This window comes from Desulfosporosinus meridiei DSM 13257 (assembly GCF_000231385.2).
GTDB classification, from domain to species: Bacteria; Bacillota; Desulfitobacteriia; order Desulfitobacteriales; family Desulfitobacteriaceae; genus Desulfosporosinus; species Desulfosporosinus meridiei.
In genome coordinates this window covers 2,667,811-2,689,903 of the sequence record NC_018515.1, presented here as the reverse complement: position 1 = coordinate 2,689,903, position 22,093 = coordinate 2,667,811, and the positions used below count along the sequence as shown (strand labels likewise).

At 39.8% G+C, this 22,093-nt stretch carries 19 protein-coding genes, 1 tRNA gene and 1 riboswitch; of the genes, 13 read left to right on the top strand and 7 right to left on the bottom strand.

Going from position 1 to position 22,093, the window contains the following annotated elements:
• Nucleotides 1-211: 211 nt before the first annotated feature.
• The 10 genes from DESMER_RS12325 to DESMER_RS12280 all read left to right on the top strand — a co-directional run bounded on the left by DESMER_RS12325 (nucleotide 212) and on the right by DESMER_RS12280 (nucleotide 11,809).
• On the top strand, nucleotides 212-793 hold the full coding sequence (locus DESMER_RS12325) for a flavodoxin family protein (RefSeq protein WP_014903384.1): 582 nt from the start codon (nucleotides 212-214) through the stop codon (nucleotides 791-793).
• A gap of 90 nt (nucleotides 794-883) precedes the next feature.
• Complete coding sequence (locus DESMER_RS12320; RefSeq protein ID WP_014903383.1) at nucleotides 884-1,756, top strand: DegV family protein; 873 nt, start codon at nucleotides 884-886, stop codon at nucleotides 1,754-1,756.
• 177 nt (nucleotides 1,757-1,933) lie between these two features.
• Nucleotides 1,934-3,682: a phospho-sugar mutase gene (locus tag DESMER_RS12315; protein ID WP_014903382.1), complete on the top strand. Its 1,749-nt coding sequence runs from the start codon at nucleotides 1,934-1,936 to the stop codon at nucleotides 3,680-3,682.
• 70 nt (nucleotides 3,683-3,752) lie between these two features.
• Nucleotides 3,753-4,685 (top strand): diacylglycerol/lipid kinase family protein, encoded by a 933-nt coding sequence (locus tag DESMER_RS12310; protein WP_014903381.1) that lies wholly within the window; start codon nucleotides 3,753-3,755, stop codon nucleotides 4,683-4,685.
• A gap of 362 nt (nucleotides 4,686-5,047) precedes the next feature.
• Nucleotides 5,048-6,037, top strand: a complete 990-nt coding sequence (locus DESMER_RS12305; RefSeq protein ID WP_014903380.1) for a DnaJ C-terminal domain-containing protein — start codon at nucleotides 5,048-5,050, stop codon at nucleotides 6,035-6,037.
• Nucleotides 6,038-6,094: 57 nt separating this feature from the next.
• Nucleotides 6,095-8,689, top strand: a complete 2,595-nt coding sequence (gene clpB, locus DESMER_RS12300) for an ATP-dependent chaperone ClpB (RefSeq protein ID WP_014903379.1) — start codon at nucleotides 6,095-6,097, stop codon at nucleotides 8,687-8,689.
• A gap of 243 nt (nucleotides 8,690-8,932) precedes the next feature.
• Entirely contained in the window at nucleotides 8,933-9,352 is a 420-nt protein-coding gene (lpdD, locus tag DESMER_RS12295) for a prenylated flavin chaperone LpdD (RefSeq protein WP_014903378.1), read from the top strand.
• Between the two features lie 4 nt (nucleotides 9,353-9,356).
• On the top strand, nucleotides 9,357-11,126 hold the full coding sequence (locus tag DESMER_RS12290) for a UbiD family decarboxylase (protein ID WP_014903377.1): 1,770 nt from the start codon (nucleotides 9,357-9,359) through the stop codon (nucleotides 11,124-11,126).
• A gap of 258 nt (nucleotides 11,127-11,384) precedes the next feature.
• Nucleotides 11,385-11,594, top strand: a complete 210-nt coding sequence (locus DESMER_RS12285; RefSeq protein ID WP_014903376.1) for a hypothetical protein — start codon at nucleotides 11,385-11,387, stop codon at nucleotides 11,592-11,594.
• A gap of 17 nt (nucleotides 11,595-11,611) precedes the next feature.
• Entirely contained in the window at nucleotides 11,612-11,809 is a 198-nt protein-coding gene (locus DESMER_RS12280) for a spore coat protein (RefSeq protein ID WP_014903375.1), read from the top strand.
• A 59-nt stretch (nucleotides 11,810-11,868) separates the two neighbouring features.
• Here DESMER_RS12280 and DESMER_RS12275 read toward each other — a convergent pair whose 3' ends face one another.
• The 7 genes from DESMER_RS12275 to DESMER_RS12245 all read right to left on the bottom strand — a co-directional run bounded on the left by DESMER_RS12275 (nucleotide 11,869) and on the right by DESMER_RS12245 (nucleotide 17,580).
• The gene (locus DESMER_RS12275) at nucleotides 11,869-12,489 is read right to left on the bottom strand and encodes a sigma-70 family RNA polymerase sigma factor (protein WP_014903374.1); all 621 of its coding nucleotides are present in this window, start codon (nucleotides 12,487-12,489) and stop codon (nucleotides 11,869-11,871) included.
• Nucleotides 12,490-12,632: 143 nt separating this feature from the next.
• The gene (ribH, locus tag DESMER_RS12270) at nucleotides 12,633-13,094 is read right to left on the bottom strand and encodes a 6,7-dimethyl-8-ribityllumazine synthase (protein WP_014903373.1); all 462 of its coding nucleotides are present in this window, start codon (nucleotides 13,092-13,094) and stop codon (nucleotides 12,633-12,635) included.
• 67 nt (nucleotides 13,095-13,161) lie between these two features.
• The gene (locus DESMER_RS12265; RefSeq protein ID WP_014903372.1) at nucleotides 13,162-14,364 is read right to left on the bottom strand and encodes a bifunctional 3,4-dihydroxy-2-butanone-4-phosphate synthase/GTP cyclohydrolase II; all 1,203 of its coding nucleotides are present in this window, start codon (nucleotides 14,362-14,364) and stop codon (nucleotides 13,162-13,164) included.
• 35 nt (nucleotides 14,365-14,399) lie between these two features.
• A complete protein-coding gene (locus DESMER_RS12260; protein WP_042333730.1) occupies nucleotides 14,400-15,053 on the bottom strand; it encodes a riboflavin synthase in 654 nt (217 codons plus the stop codon).
• A gap of 20 nt (nucleotides 15,054-15,073) precedes the next feature.
• Nucleotides 15,074-16,192, bottom strand: a complete 1,119-nt coding sequence (gene ribD / locus DESMER_RS12255; RefSeq protein ID WP_014903370.1) for a bifunctional diaminohydroxyphosphoribosylaminopyrimidine deaminase/5-amino-6-(5-phosphoribosylamino)uracil reductase RibD — start codon at nucleotides 16,190-16,192, stop codon at nucleotides 15,074-15,076.
• Nucleotides 16,193-16,327: 135 nt separating this feature from the next.
• Nucleotides 16,328-16,441: riboswitch (FMN riboswitch) on the bottom strand.
• A gap of 68 nt (nucleotides 16,442-16,509) precedes the next feature.
• A complete protein-coding gene (locus DESMER_RS12250; RefSeq protein WP_014903369.1) occupies nucleotides 16,510-17,049 on the bottom strand; it encodes a GNAT family N-acetyltransferase in 540 nt (179 codons plus the stop codon).
• A 454-nt stretch (nucleotides 17,050-17,503) separates the two neighbouring features.
• Nucleotides 17,504-17,580, bottom strand: a tRNA-Pro gene (locus DESMER_RS12245).
• Nucleotides 17,581-17,914: 334 nt separating this feature from the next.
• Here DESMER_RS12245 and DESMER_RS12240 point away from each other — a divergent pair.
• The 3 genes from DESMER_RS12240 to cooS all read left to right on the top strand — a co-directional run bounded on the left by DESMER_RS12240 (nucleotide 17,915) and on the right by cooS (nucleotide 22,092).
• Nucleotides 17,915-18,775, top strand: a complete 861-nt coding sequence (locus tag DESMER_RS12240; RefSeq protein WP_014903368.1) for a DegV family protein — start codon at nucleotides 17,915-17,917, stop codon at nucleotides 18,773-18,775.
• Nucleotides 18,776-19,240: 465 nt separating this feature from the next.
• Nucleotides 19,241-20,005 carry an ATP-binding protein gene (locus tag DESMER_RS12235; protein WP_014903367.1) on the top strand — a complete coding sequence of 255 codons (765 nt, stop codon included), beginning with the start codon at nucleotides 19,241-19,243 and terminating at the stop codon, nucleotides 20,003-20,005.
• 68 nt (nucleotides 20,006-20,073) lie between these two features.
• Nucleotides 20,074-22,092 (top strand): anaerobic carbon-monoxide dehydrogenase catalytic subunit, encoded by a 2,019-nt coding sequence (gene cooS, locus DESMER_RS12230; protein WP_014903366.1) that lies wholly within the window; start codon nucleotides 20,074-20,076, stop codon nucleotides 22,090-22,092.
• Nucleotide 22,093: the final 1 nt, after the last annotated feature.

Below are 22,093 nucleotides of genomic sequence, written 5' to 3'. Positions count from 1 at the left end.
TCAGACCCAAAGGCGAATTCATGAAAAAGGATAAGTAATATAAGATAGTTACAGAAAGGGAGCGGTATTTTGACCCGGATTCTAATCCTAAAGTGTAACCTAATTAGCTTAGACCCATTCGGAAAAAGCCAAATATGAAAGCGAGATTCTTAAGTGCTAAGAACCTCGCTTTTGTACTTAGTGAGTAATTTAGTGAATGGAGTGAAGACATATGGCTTTATCAGTTTTAGGGATAGCCTGTAGTCCGCGGAGAAACGGCAATACGACCAGATTACTATTAGAAAGCATAAAAGATGCTCACACTGAGGGACATCAAGCAGAGTTGATTTATCTGACAGATCTTAAGATTAACCCTTGCCAAGGATGCGGAGCTTGCTCTACAAAAGGAATTTGTGTAATACGTGATGATATCTTAATACTCCAAGACAAGTTGGTAAACTGCAATCGCTTAATTATTGCTGCTCCGATATATTTTATGGGGATTAACTCTCAAACAAAAACTATGATAGATCGAATGCAAACCTTCTGGGCTCGTAAATATCTTCTCAATCAAACATTGGTTAAGCCGGCAGGACCTGAGCGAAGGGGTTTGTTTATTTCTACAGCAGGAACAATGTTGCCCAATGTTTTTGAATGTGCAGAGCGTTCTATAAAGACTTTTTTTCATATGTTGGATATTCAATACTCTAAGGCATGCTTATATAGTGGGATTGATCAGGCTGGAGATATTGAAAAATCCCCTGAGGCATTCCTAGAAGTACATAGAGCCACTCGATCGTTACTGATATCCTAAATATTAGAAAAACTTATCTAGTCGAATCATAGCTCATTATGTTATACTAATTATTACAGTATTATGCTTTTATGAAAGGAACAAGGCTTCATGCGACAAAACTCAGACCCTAAAATTGCAATTGTCACAGATAGCACAAGCGATCTTAATAATGACATGACAGAGGAACTTGGAATTGAAATTCTTCCATTGCATGTTGTTTATAAAGACCGAGAGTATCTTGATGGGCTAAATATCAGTCCTAATGAGGTATATGATAATATGGATGTTGAAGTTCCCACAACATCTCTACCGTCCCCTGCAGAAATTTCAAATTTGTTTAGCCGACTGAGAGATGAAAACTATACACATGTTCTCTCTATGCATATATCAAGTGGTCTAAGTGGCACTTACGAGACAGTAAGTCAAGTTGCGAGAGAATTTAAAGAAATGAAAATCGAAGTTATGGATTCAAAAGCGCTTTCAATGGGGCTGGGTTTTCCCGTTTTGGAAGCTGCTCGAAAACTTCAGACCTCGACAGACTTTCAAGAAATAGTTAAGATAGCACAAAGCGTTTCCGGCAAAACTAAACTATATTTCGTCTTATCTACATTAGAATATCTTAAACGTGGTGGACGTATAGGATATGTATCCGGTACTATAGGTGAGCTACTCAATATTAAACCAATTATTTCTGTAAATTCAGAAGGCAAATATATTACATATGCTAAAGTTAGAGGGCGGGATCAATCTCTTAAAAAATTATTTGATATTTTGATTGAAAGCACTCAAGCAGGTCAATATCTTGTGGCTATTGTACATGGTGGGGCTGAACAGGAAGCGCGCAAGCTATGGCAGAAAGCCAAAGAACTACCCAATATAGAAGAATTGTTCTTTAACCAGATTAGCCCGGTCATGGGCGTTCATACAGGCCCTGGGCTTGTAGGTGTTATAATTTCTCCAGTTGTCGTAGCTCAGTCATAGACTGAGCTTTTTTGTAGACTAACTTATCGCTCTTATTACTATAATACTATCTAGCAATTAACTGAGTTGTTAAACTAAGTTTCGGTATGCTATACTCACTTAATAGGGAAGATTATCCAGTTGCCGGGATTGTTTCAATTGGAAACAATCCATGAATACAAAAAGGAGGATTATTGGGTGAGCATTCAAGATCGATATCGCTTATGGTCGGAAAATTCCTACTTTGATGAAGAGACAAGATTAGAGCTCAAAAACATTATCGATCCACAAGAAATTGAGGAGCGTTTTTATACGGATTTAGAATTCGGAACGGGTGGGCTAAGAGGAATTATTGGTGCGGGCACAAATCGGATGAATAAATATGTCATCCGAAAGGTAACTCAAGGTTTAGCAGAGTGTGTTTGTGATCAAGGGGAAGAGGGCATGAAGCGTGGAGTCGTTATTGCCTATGATTCGCGGAGGTTCTCACCTGAATTCGCACTCGAAGCAGCCTTAGTGCTGGCACGTAATGGAATCAAAGTATATCTGTTTGAGGCACTTCGTCCCACACCAGAGTTATCGTTTGCTGTACGTTATTTACAGGCCTTAGCAGGGATTGTAGTTACTGCAAGTCACAATCCAAAATCCTATAATGGCTATAAAGTATATTGGGAAGATGGTGGTCAGGTACCACCGGCGAAAGCAGATCAAATTCTTGCTCGTATTAACGCTCGTGAGAGCTGGCTTGGTATTGAGACTCTTTCAGTTGAAGAAGCTAAACAGCTCGGTTTACTGCAAATAATCGGTCAGGATATTGATGAGCCTTATCTTGCCCGGGTTCATGAGCTGGTACTATATCCTGAACTTGACAAACAAAAAGGTAAAGACCTTAAAATTGTTTATACCCCTCTGCATGGAGCAGGAAATATGCTCGTTCGAAAGGCACTAGCTGAACTTGGTTTTAGTTCAGTCACTGTTGTAGCAGAACAAGAACATCCCGACCCTAACTTCACGACAGTTCCCTATCCCAACCCTGAAATTCCAGCAACTTTTGAACTTGCCCGAAAATATGGTAATAATCTTGAGGCAGATTTATTACTGGCAACTGACCCTGATGCTGATCGTTTAGGAGTTGCTTTACGCACTCCTGAAGGGGACTATGTGCAGCTGACCGGAAATCAAATCGGAATTATTCTAACTTATTATATTTTATCTCAGAAGAAAGCCTTAGGAATTCTACCAGACAATGCAGCAATCATCAAAACAGTCGCTTCAACAGACTTGGCTGATCAAGTTGCGCAATATTTTAATGTTCGCGCAGAGAATGTGCTGACTGGGTTTAAATTCATTGCTGAAAAAGAAAAGGAAATGGAGGAAGGAGGCTGGGGTTCCTTCCAATTTGGCTTTGAAGAGAGTTATGGATATTTAGCTGGGGACTTTGTTAGAGATAAAGACGCAATTATAGCTTCGGTTATCTTAGCTGAAGCGGCACTTTATTATCAACAGGTAGAGAAACGTAATTTCTTTGCTGTTCTTGATAGTATCTATCAACAATTTGGTTATTATCTAGAGGATCAAGAATCCCTGACTTTCGAAGGTAAACGTGGTAAAGAAGAAATAGCTTTAATAATGGATTCTTTTCGAAACTTGGATATCCACGAAATGTGTGGCATCTTGATTGGAAGAGTAGATGATTATGAACAGAGAATGGGAAAAGACTTAAGAACCGGTGAAAACTATTCTCTTAAACTTCCGCGTTCCAATGTATTAAGATATTCTTTTGCAGAAGGCGGGTTTGTGATGGTGCGTCCCTCCGGAACGGAGCCAAAAATTAAATTTTACTTCTCCGTGAAAGGAGCTACCTTGGAGGAGGCTGAGGATTTACTTCATGGCGTAAAAGAAGATGTCATGTTTCGAATAGCTAAAATTCGAGCTGGAGAATTATAATAAAGGAATTTTATAGTAAACGTCGAATTCTCCCGAGATGAGGCGCTACCAAAAGGGGAGAATTATCTAAATGCATAAAAGTAGCCGATGGTTCGCTATTGTTAATCCGCATTCCGCGAACGGCAAAACTCGGAAACGATGGCCCCACTATCTTAAACGTCTGCGTGATGAAGGATATCTTATTGATTATACTTATACGACTGGACCGGGTGAGGGTACCCGTATCACCCGAAATCTCTTGAATGACGGGTATACACATATTATCTCTGTGGGAGGAGACGGAACCATGAATGAGGTGGTCAACGGTTTCTTCTCAGATAATCTGCTTATTAATCCACAGGCTGAACTGGCTGTTTTTTCACATGGCACCGGCTGTGACTTTATTCGCACATTACAAATTCCTAAAGGGATTGAGGGTTTTATTCAAATCTTAAAACGAGGCAATAAGCGTCAAGTAGATGTTGGGGAAGTACTCTTTTACGATAACTACGGAAAGCAGCTTCAAAGATATTTTCTCAATGTTGCTGATGTTGGTTTAGGTGGGGAAACCGTCGCACGAGTTAACCAACAAAGTAAACTCCTTGGAGGGAAGCTCTCCTTTCTAATCGGTTCAGTTATAAGCATTTTTAAGTATCGCAATAAGATGATGAGCTGCGAAATTGATGGGAAAGTCATATGCAGTGGTCGTCTTAATAGTATTATGGTTGCAAACGGTCGTTATATCGGCGGTGGGATGATGATCGCGCCACATGCTGAGTTAGATGATGCTCTATTCGATGTTGTGGTTTTAGGTGATTTCTCAACTTGGACAATATTAAGAAATATTCCTAAGATATATCGAGGAACCCATCTAAAAATCCCTGGAGTTGGGGTATATAGAGGTCAATCCGTGGTAGTATCATCTGATCAAAGGATTTTGCTTGATCTGGATGGAGAGCAGCCCGGACATGGTCCGATCCAGTTTAGACTGATGCCAAGTATACTATGTTTATGGGGATATTAATAACAATGTTTCATGTTAAGAACGGTCTGTTTCCACTGGCGAAGTGGAAGAGGCCGTTTTTTGCTTTGATGTTATAGAGGTGAACTGGAGGATGGGAGATTAAGATTAGAGATACTCAACTTGAAATAGGATATCCCAAAATCAATGATAACCTATCGTAATGTAACCCAAAGGTCAATATTGGTCAAGAAAATCTCTGACCAATATTGACCTTTGGGCTTAAATGAACTATAATTTGGATAACAAGTAAAAATTACTGAGAATCTTAATAGTATAAATCTTGTTAAAAAATTTTAGGATAGAAAATTGTTGGGAATAGTTATTATATAAACAATACTTAGATGAGTTTATGAGGTGATTTTATGGATTTTAAAGATTACTATGTCAGCTTAGGAGTTTCGCCTGATGCCGACGAAAAGACAATAAAAAAAGCCTATCAGAAATTAGCTAAAAAATATCACCCTGATGTTAATCCAGGCGATAAGGGTGCCGAAGAGAAATTTAAAGAGGCAACAGAAGCCTATCAAGCAATCAGTGATCCTGAAAAACGACGTAAGTACGATGAACTCCGTCAAGACTACCAACAATGGAAAGCTCGGGGAGGAAGAGGGGACTATAATTGGGATCGTTGGCAGTCCAACCCTAGTGGTGGGAGTGGAGGATATACCTACACTATGTCTCCGGAAGATATTGCAGATCTATTTGGTGGTACAGGTAGAACCGGAGGATTCAGTTTTGGCGGGGAAGGTTATTCAGATTTCTTTTCTACGCTTTTCGGGGGAATTGGAGGAGCAGGACGGGGGTTTGGCGGAGGTGGAACTGTTGGGCGTCCTCGACCAGGTCAGGATCTAGAAGTGGAGGTTCAAGTAACCCTCGAAGAATCTTATGCCGGAACTACAAGAGTCGTTAAAACTGGAGATAAACAAATCGAGGCCAAGATTCCAAAGGGTGTGCGAACAGGTTCGAAAGTAAGACTATCAGGTCAAGGTGGAGCTGGCATATCTGGCGGACCGGCAGGTAATCTATATCTAATCATAATCGTTAGCCCTCATTCGAGTTTTGTTCGAGAAGGGGATAACTTAAGGACTGAAATTCCAGTTGATTTCTATAGAGCTATTACCGGCGGTGAAGTAAGTATCCGAACATTCGATGGGGAAGTCTTGCTAAAAGTTCCTCCCCTTTCTCAAAGTGGAAAGAAATTTCGCTTAAAAGGTAAAGGAATGCCTAATTTAGAAAAGTCCACTCAGCACGGAGATCTCTTTGTCGAAGTTACAATTAAATTACCTGATAATATGAGTGATCCAGAGCTTTCAGCCCTTCGTGAATTGGCGGCAAATCGAGGTATAAAGTAATTTAAAAATCCCCAGCCAGAATAACTATTAACCAGCTTAAAAAGGAGTGAGAACATTATGTCATTTGACACAAACCGTTTTACCCAGAAATCTCAGGAAGCAATTTCAGAAGCGCAAACAATGGCCGAACGAAATGGAAACAGTTTAGTAGAGCCTGAACACCTTTTGCTCACCCTATTAGAGCAAGGTGATGGAGTTATTCCTCAGGTTTTAACGAAATTAGGTATAGCAGTCGGCAGTCTAATCTCGACGATTCGTCAAGAGCTTAACCGTTTTCCACGAATTAGTGGAAGCAATGTGCAAATGAGTATCTCTCCTCGTCTAAGAAATGTATTGGTGGCAGCTCATGATGAGATGGCTCCTTTTGGGGATGAATATGTAAGCACAGAACATCTTTTGCTTGGAATTTGGGAAAAATCTGGAGGAGCGGCGGAAAAGGTACTCAAGCAAGCCGGATTGACTAGAGAAAAATTACTTCAGGCCTTGCGTGAAATCAGAGGTACTCAGCGGGTTACAAGTCCAAACCCAGAAGGAACTTATGCAGCCCTCGAGCAATATGGACTAAATTTAGTACGACAAGCAAGGCGAGGTCGACTTGATCCGGTTATTGGCCGTGACGAAGAAATCCGCCGAGTTATTCAAACTCTTTCTAGGCGGACTAAGAATAATCCGGTTCTGATCGGTGAGCCGGGGGTAGGGAAAACTGCAATTGTTGAAGGGTTAGCCCAAAGAATTGTTAGGGGAGATGTGCCTGAAGCAATCAAAGATAAACAGGTGATTTCACTTGATATGGGAACTTTAATTGCCGGGGCAAAATATCGAGGAGAATTTGAAGAACGGTTAAAAGCTGTACTCAAAGAAATCCAGGATCGTGATGATGTAATATTATTTATAGATGAGTTGCATACTGTAGTTGGTGCAGGGGCAGCTGAGGGTGCGATGGATGCCAGTAACATGCTTAAGCCAATGCTTGCCCGGGGAGAACTCAGCATGCTGGGGGCTACAACACTCGCTGAATATCGAAAGTACATTGAGAAGGATGCTGCTCTTGAGAGACGATTCCAACCGATTATGGTTGATGCGCCTACGGTTGAAGATACTATATCGATTCTGAGGGGTCTTAAAGAACGCTATGAAACTCACCACGGGGTACGAATCACCGATGGCGCAATTATAGCTGCTGCAGTATTATCAGATCGCTATATTAGTGATCGTTTTCTTCCTGATAAAGCTATTGATTTAATTGATGAAGCTGGTGCACGGATGCGTATGGAAATTACCAGTGATCCCTATGAATTAGATCAAATAAAGCGGCGAATGATGCAGTTGGAAATTGAACGGGAAGCATTGAAGAAGGAAAAAGATGAAGCAAGTAAAGAACGCTTGGCTAAGATTGAGGAAGAGCTAGGTAATCTAAAGGAAGAACGCTATGGAATGGAAGCTCAGTTGCAAGGGGAACGTGAGACTCTAATTAGAATTCAACAACTTAAAGAAGAAGTGGATCGATCCCGAACCTTAATGGAGCAAGCCCAACAGCAGTTAGACTATAATAAAGCTGCAGAACTTCAATACGGTATAATTCCTAGCTTAGAGAAGGAACTTAAAGCTACTGAAGAGAAGCTTCAAGTTAAGAAAGACACTTTACTAAAGCAGGAAGTCGTAGAACAAGATATAGCTGAGGTCGTTGCAACCTGGACTCATGTTCCGGTTACTAAACTTTTGGAAAGTGAGTTGCAAAAGCTTGTCCAAATGGAAGATCGGATTCATCAAAGAGTTATTGGTCAAGAAGAAGCTGTCCGCGCAGTAGCTGATGCTGTTCGTCGAGCACGTGCCGGGCTGCAAGATCCCAATAGGCCGTTAGGATCGTTCCTTTTCTTAGGTCCAACAGGTGTTGGTAAGACAGAATTATCGAGGGCCTTAGCAGAATTTTTATTTGATGACGAACAAGCAATGGTAAGAATTGATATGTCCGAATATATGGAAAAGCATACTGTTTCACGATTAATTGGAGCTCCTCCGGGTTATGTAGGTTATGAAGAGGGCGGACAACTTACGGAAGCGGTACGACGTAAACCTTATAGTGTTATACTGTTTGATGAAGTGGAGAAGGCTCATACGGATGTTTCAAATGTTTTACTTCAGCTTTTAGATGATGGAAGATTGACGGATGGACAGGGAAGAATCGTCAATTTTAAAAATACTGTAGTAATCTTAACCAGTAATATTGCCAGTCCGTCAATTCAAGAGCTGACTCAACGTAATGCTAGTAAAGAGGAAGTTAGAAACACTATTAACGGAGAACTTAGACACTACTTCCGGCCAGAATTTCTTAACCGACTCGATGAGATAATAGTCTTCCATCCACTCGGACGCGAGCATATTGGTCAAATTGTCAATATCCAACTCAATCAGTTGCATAAACGTTTGAGCGAAAGGAAATTGACATTGGAGCTGTCCTTAAAGGCGAAAGAGCAACTCACTAACGAGGGATATGATCCGGTGTACGGAGCAAGGCCACTTAAGCGAGTAATCCTACAGCGGTTGCAAAACCCTTTGGCCCTTAAACTATTGCAGGGGGAATTCAAGGAAGGACAAAGGATTCTGGTAGATATAGATGATTTTGGAAACTACTCATTTTCCAGTAAAGATTAGGATGTCCAGATATTAATCGTCTTAGATTAGGGAGTTAGTAATGCTGCACTCCCTAATTTTTTTTGTGGTTTTTTTAAAGGGCTTAGGGGAAAGATTTGCATGGATTGTTAAGTAAATTTATATTGTGGTTATGCTAAATACCTTTGATAAAACTTGGCTCTAATGAAGACAAACTGTATAATGTAAATAGTAATGCGAAAAGCAGGTAAAAATAGCAAGCAATATAAAGCGAGGAGAAGTCATGTGCTTGATTTAAGTTCCATCCATATCCCTAGTTGGCAAGGTCAAGAAGGAGAAGGGCGTTGTCGAACTACCTTGACTTTACATAATACAGGTGATGGTATTAATGGGCTGCTGATCGGCGGGGAGAGACCTCATATTGGAGGAGTTGTAATGGCTCTGCCTAGACCGAGTCTTCGAGGAGAAGGATGGAGTGCTGATATTTATATCACGCCAGTGCCAGGCCACAAAGATGTAGAAGTTGCCAAGAAAGTTGCTTCGGTATTGGCTAAAGAACTCCAAAGCGTAGTCGTAATAACAGCTGGAATTCACTCGAATGATCTAAGTTCTGATGAACTGAGTAAGATAATAAGACATTGTGATATTTTAACTGAAGTAGCCCTTGCTGCTCTCAAGTTAGACAAAACAATCATTAAGAGGTGACATTGTGCACGAAAATTTGCGGGATTTTATTGAAACTCTGCGACGAGAAAAGCAAATTATAGAAATTGAGGCAGAGGTAGATCCATACCTTGAATTAGCAGAGATCCACCGTCGCGTTATTGATGAAGAAGGGCCAGCTTTGCTGTTTAAACGAGTAAAGGGTAGTTCTTTCCCAGTGGTAACAAACTTATTTGGAACTCGTGGTCGCGTAGATCTAGCTGTTGGACCCAGACCAGAAGAAACTGTAAAACGAGCTGTTGCAGCCCTAAATCGATTGCTTCCACCGAAACCCTCTATACTCTGGCAAGAAAAGGATTGGATACTATCTTTAGCGAAGAGTGGTATGCGGACTATCAATTCCAAGAATGCTCCCGTTCTAGAAATAAGAGCTAGGTCAATAGACTTAAACACTTTACCTGTTTTAACCAGTTGGCCAGAAGATGGTGGACCATTTATTACCTTACCCTTAGTTTATACAGAACATCCAGTCACGAAAGAACACAATTTAGGGATGTATCGTATACAAATATTCAATTCTAAGCAAACAGGTATCCATTGGCAAATACATAAGGGTGGAGGTTTCCACTATCATGAAGCTGAACGATTGGGACAGGATCTGCCCACGACACTTTTCTTAGGCGGTCCACCTGCACTAGTTCTTTCCGCAATAGCCCCTCTCCCCGAAATGCTGCCTGAGCTAATTTTCACGTCTTTTTTGATGGGAGATAAGCTGTCAAAAGTTAAGGTTCCTTCACATTCTCATGCCCTCATTGCTGAGGCAGAGTTTGCAATTTGTGGTACGGTTCCAGCTCATGTTCGTAAGCCAGAAGGTCCATTTGGTGATCATTATGGTTATTATTCACTAACCCACGATTTTCCGGTTTTTAATATTCATGCTGTATATCATAGACGCGATGCAATTTATCCGGCAACGGTAGTAGGAAAACCGCGTCAGGAAGACTATTTCATTGGAGAGTATTTGCAGTCTTTATTATCGCCGATGTTTCCCGTGGTTATGCCTGGAGTTAAAGCTCTTTGGACCTATGCGGAAACAGGTTTTCACGCTTTGGCCGCTGCTATTGTACGAGAGAGCTATCATCGAGAAGCGCTAGCCCATGCCTTCAGGATCTTAGGGGAAGGGCAGCTCACTTTAACTAAGTTTTTGATCATTACGGATGTTCAGCTTGAGTTACAAGATTTTAGAACTCTCCTTGAAAAAGTGTTGGAGCGTTTTGAACCAGAGTCTGACCTTCTAATCTTGAACGATACTTCTATGGATACATTGGATTATACGGGACGACATCTTAATCATGGAAGCAAGGCAATCATGCTTGGTCTAGGATCGCCAAAACGAGAGCTTCCTCGTCAAATTGATAATGTCATATTACCGGGAGTACTTAGAATTAAACCCTTTTGTGCAGGTTGCTTATTAATTGAAGCACCTTCATTTAGTAATACTCCTGAACTTGCTCAGGAGGTACTGGGGCATCTTCAAAAGGAGGTTCTTAATAATTGGCCTCTGGCAATTTTAGTTGATGATTTAGAGCTTGCATCAGAGAGTTCGGGTTTTCTATGGCAGGTCTTTACTCGCTTTGATCCTGCCCATGACATTTATGCCCATACAGAAATACTTAACCATCGTCTAGTATACCGTGGTCCTATTCTCATTGATGCTCGTATGAAACCTGGCTATCCCGGTGAAGTTGTCCCGGATGAAGCGACTGTCAAACTTGTAGATCGGCGCTGGAAAGAGTATGGAATTAAAATTGGTTAGTTAAGTCCAAAAACCTTCTTGAAGCTAAAAGGCAGAACTCCCGTTATTAAACAAGGAGTTCTGCTTTTAATCTCTGAAGGATTCGTTTATTTAAATAGATCATTTATATGGCTAAATATTCATCAGCCTGAGTACCTGTCTAGTAAGTAGGATTTTTTAAAAGTTTGAGTTAATTTGTTTGAACTGCGAATAATTTATTGCATATTTACACATCCTGAGACTGTTATGTAAACTAGTTTTTTAAAAGGAGGGATTTAGATGCAACTAAGTGATATGGAAGTAAAGAAAGTCCTTGACCGAGGCATGTTAACCAGAAGTTTAATTGAAAATGAAACCGCCATGAAAAAGTGCCAGATGTATAATGAAATGGCAAAAGACGCTGCAGTTAAGGGTTTTTTTAAAGAACAGGCTAAAGGCTTAGAAGATGTAGTTGGGTATTTTAAAAAAGGAATGGTAGAACTTCAATAGAAAAGGAGGGGATTTATATGAGTCAATTTTCAGATTTAGATATGTTATATGATTATGAAAAAGACGCTGCGGCTGCTGCTATGGGTTACATGACATTGGCTACACGTGCTCATCATGCAAATTTAAGAGACATATACTTACGTTTAGCTAATGAAGCAACTAATGCCCATAGTAAGGTCAGCAAATTAATTAGCCAAAGTGGTGGAATTGCTTAGTAAGCGTAAAATAAAGAACCGGGAATCAAAAAATTCCCGGTTCTTTATTTTGCTTTTTATTAGCCAGCAACTTTGCGTGAACGATAGAGAGCTGTTTTATGACGAATACGTTGAATAGCATTATCTAACGATTTTGGATGAAGTCCTAAATTCTTTGATACTTCACGCTGTTTGAATCCCTGTATAAAATAGTGTTCAAACACTAAACGTTCTAAATTGGACATGTTTTTATTTAGATCATTAATCATTGAATTCACTTCATCATTGGCGATAACCATTGAAGCAGGGTCTTCAGCATTGGGCAATAACTCTAAAAAACTTGTTTCATCAGACTCGGAAATTGCATTATTTAGAGAAAAAGCTTCATTAAGATTAGTGTGTTTTTGGCGTGTATACTTACGTAGGCTATCAATTAGTTTACGTTTTATGACCATTCTTAAAAAATGAAGAAAGGGAATAGTAGTATCTTGGTCATAAGACATTATCGCTCGATAAATAGCAATTCTGCCCTCTTGTAGTAAATCCTCATAATCTGCCCGAGGTAAATAATATTTTGCTGCAATCATACGAATTTCTGGTTCATAATAAAGTATAAGCTCATTTAAAGCATCTTTATTGCCGGAGCGCGCTGCTTCAAGCATGGCAGTCTCCTGATTCTGGTTGCAAATGTTCGAAGTCATGGCGCTCTCAACTCCTTGTCAATAAATTGCACTCACCTATCAGAGTTTAATAAAGTTAATGCGATTTGACAAGGATAATTTAGTGGACAATACTCCATGATCTGCCAATAGAATATTTGAAACAATCTATGCTATAAGATTTCTTAAAATGATTTTAATAAATTTGATGTTTCAATAGCAGTCATAGCTGCATCAAAGCCTTTGTTGCCTGCTTTTGTTCCTGCCCGTTCAATAGCTTGTTCAATACTATCTGTTGCTATAACTCCAAAAATTATCGGTACCCCGGTTTGTAAGCCGACTTGAGCAATTCCTTTACTAACTTCATTACTAACAAGATCAAAATGTGGAGTAGCTCCACGAATCACTGCACCTAAGCAGATGACTGCATCATACTTTTTAGTGAGTGCCATTTTCTGAGCAACTAAAGGAATTTCAAATGCTCCGGGAACCCAAGCTATTTCAATGTCACTTTCCAGAGCACCGTGGCGGTGTAAGCCGTCAATGGCTCCACTAACTAATTTGCCTGTAATAAACTCGTTAAAACGTGCAGCAATAATTGCGATTTTTAATCCTTGGGCGATAAGGTTTCCTTCATAAGTTTTCATAATAAATATCATCCTTTCTGTACTATCAAGAGCATAGACTAGACTTTACTATTAAATAATTTAAATACTAACGTACTTCTGATAAAAAATGTCCCATTTTTTGTTTTTTAGTACAAAGGTATTTGGTGTTTTCCGGCTTACTTGAAATTTCTAAAGGAACCCGTTCTACAACATTTAAACCATAACCTTCTAAACCAACAATTTTTCGTGGATTATTAGTCATTAAGCGAACTTTGGAAATTCCAAGATCCGCTAAAATTTGAGCACCGACACCATAGTCACGCAAATCTTCCGGAAAACCTAAGGCCAGATTTGCTTCGACGGTGTCTTTTCCTTCTTCCTGAAGCTTGTAAGCTCTTAGTTTATTTAACAAACCTATCCCGCGGCCCTCTTGGCGCATATAGAGCAGAACACCGCGACCTTCTTGTTCGATTTCTTCCATAGCTGCGGCCAATTGATCACCGCAATCACACCGCTTAGAATGGAAAACATCCCCAGTCAAGCATTCAGAATGTACTCGGACAAGAACTGGCTGCCCATCATCGACAGTCCCCTTAACTAAGGCGATATGTTCTTCGTTATCTAAGATACTAAGGTATCCCACTGCACGGAATTCACCGAATCCAGTAGGAAGCTGAATACTCTCAACTTTTTCAATTAGTTTTTCGGACTGGCGTCGATAGCTGATAAGATCTTTTAGAGTAATCAATTTAAGATTGTGTTTTTTAACAAATAATTGAAGGTCAGGTACTCTGGCCATTGAACCGTCTTCATTCATAATCTCACAGATTAGACCAGCAGGCTGAAGACCGGCGAGACGAGCCAAATCCACTGAGCCTTCTGTGTGACCAGCACGAGCTAGTACTCCTCCTTCACGAGCTTGAAGTGGGAAAATGTGACCTGGACGCTGTAGGTCGCTGGGTTTGCTGTGAGGATTCACTAGAACTTTTACGGTCTCGGCTCTTTCGAAAGCAGAGATCCCAGTTGAGCTAGTTATTGCATCAACACTTACCGTAAAAGCTGTACCATGAGGATCTGTATTATTATTAACCATCTGCTCTAGCTGGAGGGAGTGTATTCGATTTTTTGTCAAGGGAACACATATTAACCCTCGTCCATAGGTAGCCATAAAGTTAATTGCTTCAGGAGTAGCCATTTCAGCGGCCATGACTAGATCCCCTTCATTTTCACGATCCTCATCATCAACCATAACTACCATTTTTCCTAGACGTATATCCTCTAAAGCCTCTTCAATTGTATTGAATGACATAGCACTCACTCCTTACTTTTAAATAAAATATATTCTTAAATAAATCCATGCTCTGCTAAAAAACCCAGCGAAAGGTCTGGCTTCTTTGTGCTTTGGTTAGTGTTTAGGCCCATAAAACGAGCAACGTATTTTCCAATCAAGTCTGTCTCAAGGTTAACACCGGCGCCAATTCCTTTTATCCCTAGAGTTGTTTCTTTAGAAGTATGTGGAATAAGTGAAACTGTGAAATAGTCTGCTTCTACATCGATTATTGTTAGAGAAATCCCATCAATAGCAATTGAACCCTTTGGGAGCATAAATGAGAGAAGTGCAGGCGGAGCATTGATTTCATAGACTTGTGCGATTCCCCATGGGACAATTCGACGAATGCTGCCGACTCCATCTACATGCCCACTAACTAGATGTCCACCTAACCTTGTTTGAAGCTGTAAAGCTCTTTCTAAATTAACACGACTACCACTTTTTAAATCAGCTAAATTGGTTTTTGCCAGGGTTTCAGCCATTACATCTACGGTAAATTCATGGCCATTTAGATGAATAACAGTTAAGCAGACACCATTAACAGCAATGCTATCACCAATCTGAGTCCCATTCAGTACTTTAGTACCTTCAAGCATTAGTTGACCAGAATCTGGCAAAAGTCGAAGGCCACGGACGATGCCTAGTTCTTCTACAATACCGGTAAACACATCAATATCCTCCCTAACCATCAAACTTTTGGCTGGATATACCCAGTAACATGCAAGTCGCCAGTGGACATATCCACGCTAAGGTCATTAAGATTTATGGCCTCAGCCATGCGCTCAATATGAAGACCTGAGAGGGGAGAAGGCCCATTGCCACCAACCAGTTTAGGTGCGATAAACAATTCTACCTTGTCGACTAAATTTTCTTGCAGCATTGCACCTGCTAAGCCGCCGCCACCCTCAAGAAGAACACTTGTCCAGCTGTTTCGCACCAGATCTCGCATAAGCTTATTTAAAGGGACATAACGTTCGGTATCATATTGCCACACATCTACGCGAGGCAGAGAGTCAAGACGTTTGATTTTTTCTTTCGATGCCGACAATGTCGTGGCTATTATACAGTGACTGGCTGTAGAAGAAGTAAGAACTTTTGCATTTTCATTAATACGTAAACTGCCGTCGATTATTAATCTGATAGGATCCTTTCCGTTTATACTACGACATGTAAGCGCGGGGTTATCTTTATGGACAGTTTCACTTCCTACTAAAATAACATCACAGTAACTACGAAGTTGATGAGCAAACTTTCTCGAGATTTCGTTACTTATCCAACGAGAGTCTCCGGTTTCTGTGGCTATTTTTCCGTCTAAAGTCATTGCCGATTTATAAATAACAAAAGGAAGACCTGTCGAGATAGCCTTTATAAATACTTCGTTGAGACGTTGTGCTTCTAGATTCATCAATCCTAAATCAACTTGAATACCTGCTTCGCGGAGTCGGTCAAGGCCTTGACCAGCGACCAGTGGATTTGGATCCATCATAGCAACAACAACTCGTTTGATTTTGGCACGAATTAAGGCGTCAGCACAGGGCGGCGTTCGGCCAAAGTGGGAGCATGGCTCCAAGGTTACATAAGCCGTTGAACCATTTGCTTGATCCCCTGCAGTTGATAAAGCGTGGACTTCAGCATGAGGAGTTCCTGCCTTAAGATGAAAACCTTCTCCGATAATTTGGTTATCTTTAACTAAAACGCAGCCGACTAAGGGGTTAGGGCTAGTTCTGCCCACAGCTTTGGCAGCTAGTTCAAGAGCTCTTCTCATAAACTGTTCGTCACTGGAAGTTGAAGAACTTACTTTTTGCATGAGTATTTCCTTTCTTAATATTTCGTTTAGTGTCTCCAAAACCTTAAAAATTAAGGGTGGAAAAACAAAAAAACACCTCTTCCTCTAGGTGTTGAATAAGATACAGCTCAAATAAAGCGTATGTACGCAATTAGACTGTTCCTCTTCTCATCCAGACTTTACTGTCGGCCCTGGAATTACACCAGATCTGCCATAAGGCTCGCGGGCTTTACCGCCGGTAGGGAATCTCACCCAACCCCAGAGGAGTATTACGATTATTGAATTTATTATAGTTTACTCCACGCCTCCCATTTTAGCAACCCTCATAACAATTTTCTTTAGTTACCATGCATAGCTAAAAACTCACTTTTTAACAAGCCCATTAGAATGGCATCTTGATAGCTTCCTAATACATAGCGTGCTTCGCGTAGACGACCTTCAATTTTGAATCCGACTTTTTCATAGGCCTTAATAGCTCTGAGATTTCCATCCCAAGTATCCAATGAGATTCTGTGAAAGTTCCATTGCGTGAAAAGATATCGTGCAAATATGATCAAGGCATCAGTACCATAACCTTTTCCCCAAAAGGATTTGTTACCGATCACAACGAAGAGGGTCGCTGATCTACTGGGTATATTAAGCTCCTTAAAACCAATTGTTCCAATAAGATATTTATTTTCATCAAGTATAGAATACCTGTAACCATCAGAGGAACCGTCAAGGAATTTAATCGATATCTGCTCTTTACTTAAGAGAGTATTTAAAGGCCATGCACCTGTAGACCACAGATTAACTTCTTGATCATTATACCATTGGTATATTTCATCAATGTCATCTTCCTCAACTGGTCGCACTGAAGTTTTTAAACCATGTAGCATGATTAACGACTCCTTATATAAAAATATACATAGATAGGCTACAGTATTCTTCTATAGTATATACCCTTTATATCCTCTATAACAGTGATAGGAAAATATTCTACTATATTAGCTAATACAAGTAAAATTCGATGTATGTAATATTTAAAATATAATAACTATTTTGTAAATTAACAATGAATAGTAATAAATTTTGTACTTTGAGTAGTTCTAGAAGAAAGAGATCTTAAGTAGATATTTAGTAGGGATTTAAATTTTAAAGTTTAACTATTTTAAAGATCAAAAGTACTTAAAGATGAACATATAAATTAGTGAGTTATTAAAATTTTGTATTATGGTTTAACAGACAAATAGAGGATTTGACAAAAACTTTGTTTTTATCAAATCCTCCACGAATATTAAAAATAAATATTTCAATTGAGAGTGTTATTTACTGAATTTAAAAAAATAAGAATGGTCGGGGCGACAGGATTCGAACCTGCGGCCTCTTGGTCCCGAACCAAGCGCGCTACCAAACTGCGCTACGCCCCGACTTTTTAAGAACGATTATCATATTAACAAATGAAATTCTATCTGTCAACATTATTTTATAAAACTGTTCAAGTTACTGAAATAACTGAAACTTCAAGCAATATTCAATAAAATGAATTGTAATTCATTGATTAATTCAGCCTGATATAATAGAATACCTCTATAGCATAGCATTACCACTATTTCCAAAACTGTTAAATATAAGCTTTAAAATGGAATATGTTAGGGTATTAATTCTGAGTTGAGATTGCTACACCTATTATTTTAAGATATACTTTAGACAAGCAATAAATACAGATGTTTCCAATGGTTTATACATAAGGAGAGAAAAGATTTGAGGAAAATAGGGATTGTCATGGACTCTACGGGATATTTATCTAAGGATATCTTAGATCAATTTCAAATTTGCGTTGTACCACTTAATGTAAATATTGGGAATGAAACATATCCTGAAACAGAATTAAGCAATCGTGTTTATTTCGAAAAGTTAAGTCGGATATCTGGTCTATCAACAACATCTCAACCTTCTGTTGGCAAGTTTTTAGAAGCTTATGAAGCAATGTTTGCAGAAGGTGTCGAAGATATCATAAGTATTCATATTTCTTCAGCCATCAGTGGCACTATCCATTCAGCTCAAATGGCAAAAGATTTAGCTTCTAAGTCAGATATTCATATCTTTGATTCTAGATCATCGGCTTTAGGACTGGGTGTTTTAGCCTGGGCTGCTGCTGAATGGGCAGAACAAGGTCTTAGCGCTATTGAAATTATGGAGCGTTTAAAAAGCCTTGTACATGAAACAGAGTTGTATTTTATAGTCAATACTTTGGATAACCTTAGAAAAGGTGGTCGAATTGGTGGAGCAGCTGCATTAGTTGGGACTTTACTTCAGATAAAGCCGATTCTCTACTTTAATGATAGCGCTCATATTGATGTTTTTGACAAAGTGCGTTCGCGCTCCAGGGCATGGCAATGTGTACTAGATGAATTAATACGAGCTTTATCTTCAGGAAAACGCTATAGAATTTGTGTAATGCATGTCAATATACCCGATGAAGGGGTAATATTGCTTAACGAACTTAAGGAACGTTACCCAGAGCATGAAGTGCGTTTGTTTGAGGCAGGTCCTGTCATCGCTACACATGTTGGAGCAGGCGCGTTTGGATTAACATTCCATCCGTGGCCTTATTTAGAATAAGGATATTATTCACTTATCACGGTTTTTAAAAAGGAGGTGACTTCTGAGATTAAACCATGAATGATAGGCTCATTCGATAGAGATTCTCAAATCTCAATAATTTTACCTCGTAAGGAATAAGATCTGAATTCTATGAATAACGAAGGTAAAATTATTGTCATTTGTTCTTAACCCCAAAAAACAACTGAACTGGTGTGTCGGTATTAGTTAGTGTTAAACCACATGACGTAACTATAAATATCAGTTTAAAAAATAGATATCAAAATATACTGAATATTATATTAAATTCTGCTTAATTATCTTGATATTAGTTTGATTAATATTGTAATATCGAAAAATTATATAAAATAAAAAATATATTCAGAAAGTTTGCAGGATTTAGCCAAGAAAAAAAGAATACATAATTAATAAAATCGCAAGATTATGATAATGATTGTGTTTTCGCTGTAAAGGAGTGGAGGCTTGTTGAAAATAGCAATTTCTGGCAAAGGTGGCGTTGGTAAGACTACCTTTGCTGCTAATTTTGCCCAATGGCTATCCCGTAAAGATATTTCTGTTTTGGCGGTTGATGCTGACCCGGATGCTAGTTTAGGAACTATCTTAGGAATACCTGATGATACTTTGGCTAATTTAAAACCTATTGTCGATATGAAAGAACTAATTGAAGAGCGTATGGGGGGGAGTGGAACCTATTATCCCCTCAATCCTAATGTAGATGATGTTTTAGATGATTACAGTGTTGCTTTAGGTGATCTTAGATTCTTTCGTATGGGCAATGTAAAGGGCGGAGGAACTTCTTGTTATTGCAAAGAAAACAGCTTTTTGCGGGCTTTGGTTAATTCACTGATCCTTGGTGAAAAAGATACTGTTATTTTAGATATGGGTGCAGGAATCGAACAGCTTACCAGGGGAACAGCTTTGGGTGTGGATGTTTTGGTTATTGTTACTGAACCCAGTAAAGTAAGCGTTCAGACTGTAAAAGTTATTCAAAAACTTGCTGCAGAGCTAGGTATACCTCGAGTCCTTGTCGTCGGCAATAAAGTTCGTAATCCTAAAGATGAAAATTTTCTTAGAGACCACTTTCCTTCAGAACAGCTTATTGGCATCATCCCTTACAGTGACGAGCTGTTGGAAATGTCCTTAAATACAGGTAATCTAGAATTACCTGGCGGGTCTCTGGGAGTTGAGCTCAATACAATTTATCAAAAAATCGTTGACGAAGGGAGATGACAGAGGTTTCGTAGTAAAGATGTGAGTATTTGTCTGAGACAAGATTTTAGAAAAGAGGAGGGTGTAATATGCCTAGATATCGGGATTTAACCCATACCGCCCGACCATCCGATGCACCACGAGTCGTAGATCCGAAGAATCCCATTCGTACAACCGACCCAGGTGCCCTTCAAATGTTGGACATGATTAAGGATAAAAATATTGAGACGGTTTATGATCGGGTAGTTGCTCAACAACCTCAATGTGCGTTTGGATACAAAGGAATTTGCTGTCGTATCTGTATTGCAGGGCCTTGTCGGGTTAAAAAGGATGATGGTCCTGGCAGTCGAGGAATTTGTGGTGCTTCTGCCTATACTATTGTATCGCGTAATATAGTTCGAATGATTGCTGGAGGAGCTGCATCTCACTCCGAACATGCACGTCATGTATTGCATACAGCTCATGCCTTAGTCGACGGACATGCCGGCGATTATGAAATTAAATCTCCTGAAAAACTTCGTAAATTAGCACAGAAGTTGGGAGTAGAAACTTTAGATCGTGAAGATAAGGACATTCTTAGAGATGTTGTAGAAATTGGGTATGCAGACTTCGGTCGCTATCAGGATCGACCTTTGGCTTTCCTGGATTCTTTCATGACAGAAGGACGGCGTCGGAAATTCCAACACACCAATATTATGCCGAGAAATATTGATGGTTCTATTACAGAACTTATTGCCCAAACAGCTATGGGTGTTGATAGTGACCCAGTTAACATCATCTTTGGCGGACTAAAAAGTGCTCTTGCTGACCTTGGCGGAGAATATATCGGAACAAATCTAAGCGATGTGTTGTTTGGAGTTCCACAACCTATTGTTTCAGAAGCTAACTTAGGGGTAATTGATCCTAAAATGGTCAATATTGCTGTGCACGGGCACAATCCTGTGTTAAGTGAAATGGTAGTTGCCGCGGCACGGGCAATGAAGGCTGATGCCGAAAAGGCAGGAGCTGAAGGCGTTAATATCGTTGGGATCTGCTGTACTGGAAATGAATTGCTCATGAGGGAAGGTGTTTACCTAGCTACCTCTTCTGCTTCTCAAGAAATGGCTATCCTTACTGGTGCTCTTGACGCAATGGTTGTAGATATTCAATGTATCTATCCTGCTGTCCAAACCCTTGCTGAATGTTACCATACAAAGGTAGTTACAACAGAAGCGATTATGAAAGTTCCTAGTGCTCAACACATTGCCTTTAATACCACTTCGGCCATGGAGGATGCCAAGAAGCTTATCAGAATTGCAATTGAAGCATACAAAAACCGCGATCCTAAGAAAATTTCTATCCCTAATGAAAAACATAAACTTGTTGCAGGTTTCAGTGTGGAAGCCCTTACTGAAATCTTCTCAAAAATCAATCCCGAGCGTCCGATCTCAGTTCTCACAGATGCAATATTGAGTGGCCAAATCAAAGGTGTTTGTTTAATGGCTGGCTGTAACAACCTAAAACGTGCCCAAGATGAATCCCACAATATCGTTCTAAAAGAGCTTGTGAAAAATGACGTTTTTGTTATTTCTACTGGCTGTTCTTCAGGTGCATTTGCTAAATTTGGCTTAATGTCCCCAGCAGCCGTGGATACTTATGCTGGAGAAGGACTAAAATCATTTATTCAATCATTAGAAGCTGCAAATCCCCAATTGGCTACAGGTCTGCCACTAGTGTTCCATGTAGGCTCTTGTGTAGATAACAGTCGTGCAGTCGATTTAGCAGTTGCCATGGCTAATGAACTAGGAGTGGATATCCCTAAAGTTCCCTTTGTTGCATCAGCTCCAGAGGCTATGCATGAAAAAGCAGTTGCGATTGGATCTTGGTGTGTCACAATGGGCCTGCCTACTCATGTTGGTTCCTTGCCTCCTGTTGAAGGCAGTGACCTTGTCTATGGTATTACAACTCAAATTGCTCATGATGTTTTTGGCGGCAACTTCATATTTGAAGTTGATCCAGTACTTGGAGCATCAAAGCTAATCGACGCTTTGGAGTACAGAACTTGGAAACTTGGCATTCATAAGCAAACAGCGGAAAAAAATGAAACAGCATTAGCCCAAGGTTGGTAAG

Coding starts and splice junctions, on each gene's coding strand:
- DESMER_RS12325 (WP_014903384.1), top strand. CDS start 212: ATGGCTTTATCAGTTTTAGGGATAGCCTGTAGTCCGCGGAGAAACGGC.
- DESMER_RS12320 (WP_014903383.1), top strand. CDS start 884: ATGCGACAAAACTCAGACCCTAAAATTGCAATTGTCACAGATAGCACA.
- DESMER_RS12310 (WP_014903381.1), top strand. CDS start 3,753: ATGCATAAAAGTAGCCGATGGTTCGCTATTGTTAATCCGCATTCCGCG.
- DESMER_RS12305 (WP_014903380.1), top strand. CDS start 5,048: ATGGATTTTAAAGATTACTATGTCAGCTTAGGAGTTTCGCCTGATGCC.
- clpB (WP_014903379.1), top strand. CDS start 6,095: ATGTCATTTGACACAAACCGTTTTACCCAGAAATCTCAGGAAGCAATT.
- DESMER_RS12285 (WP_014903376.1), top strand. CDS start 11,385: ATGCAACTAAGTGATATGGAAGTAAAGAAAGTCCTTGACCGAGGCATG.
- DESMER_RS12280 (WP_014903375.1), top strand. CDS start 11,612: ATGAGTCAATTTTCAGATTTAGATATGTTATATGATTATGAAAAAGAC.
- DESMER_RS12275 (WP_014903374.1), bottom strand. CDS start 12,489: ATGACTTCGAACATTTGCAACCAGAATCAGGAGACTGCCATGCTTGAA.
- ribH (WP_014903373.1), bottom strand. CDS start 13,094: ATGAAAACTTATGAAGGAAACCTTATCGCCCAAGGATTAAAAATCGCA.
- DESMER_RS12265 (WP_014903372.1), bottom strand. CDS start 14,364: ATGTCATTCAATACAATTGAAGAGGCTTTAGAGGATATACGTCTAGGA.
- ribD (WP_014903370.1), bottom strand. CDS start 16,192: ATGCAAAAAGTAAGTTCTTCAACTTCCAGTGACGAACAGTTTATGAGA.
- DESMER_RS12250 (WP_014903369.1), bottom strand. CDS start 17,049: ATGCTACATGGTTTAAAAACTTCAGTGCGACCAGTTGAGGAAGATGAC.
- cooS (WP_014903366.1), top strand. CDS start 20,074: ATGCCTAGATATCGGGATTTAACCCATACCGCCCGACCATCCGATGCA.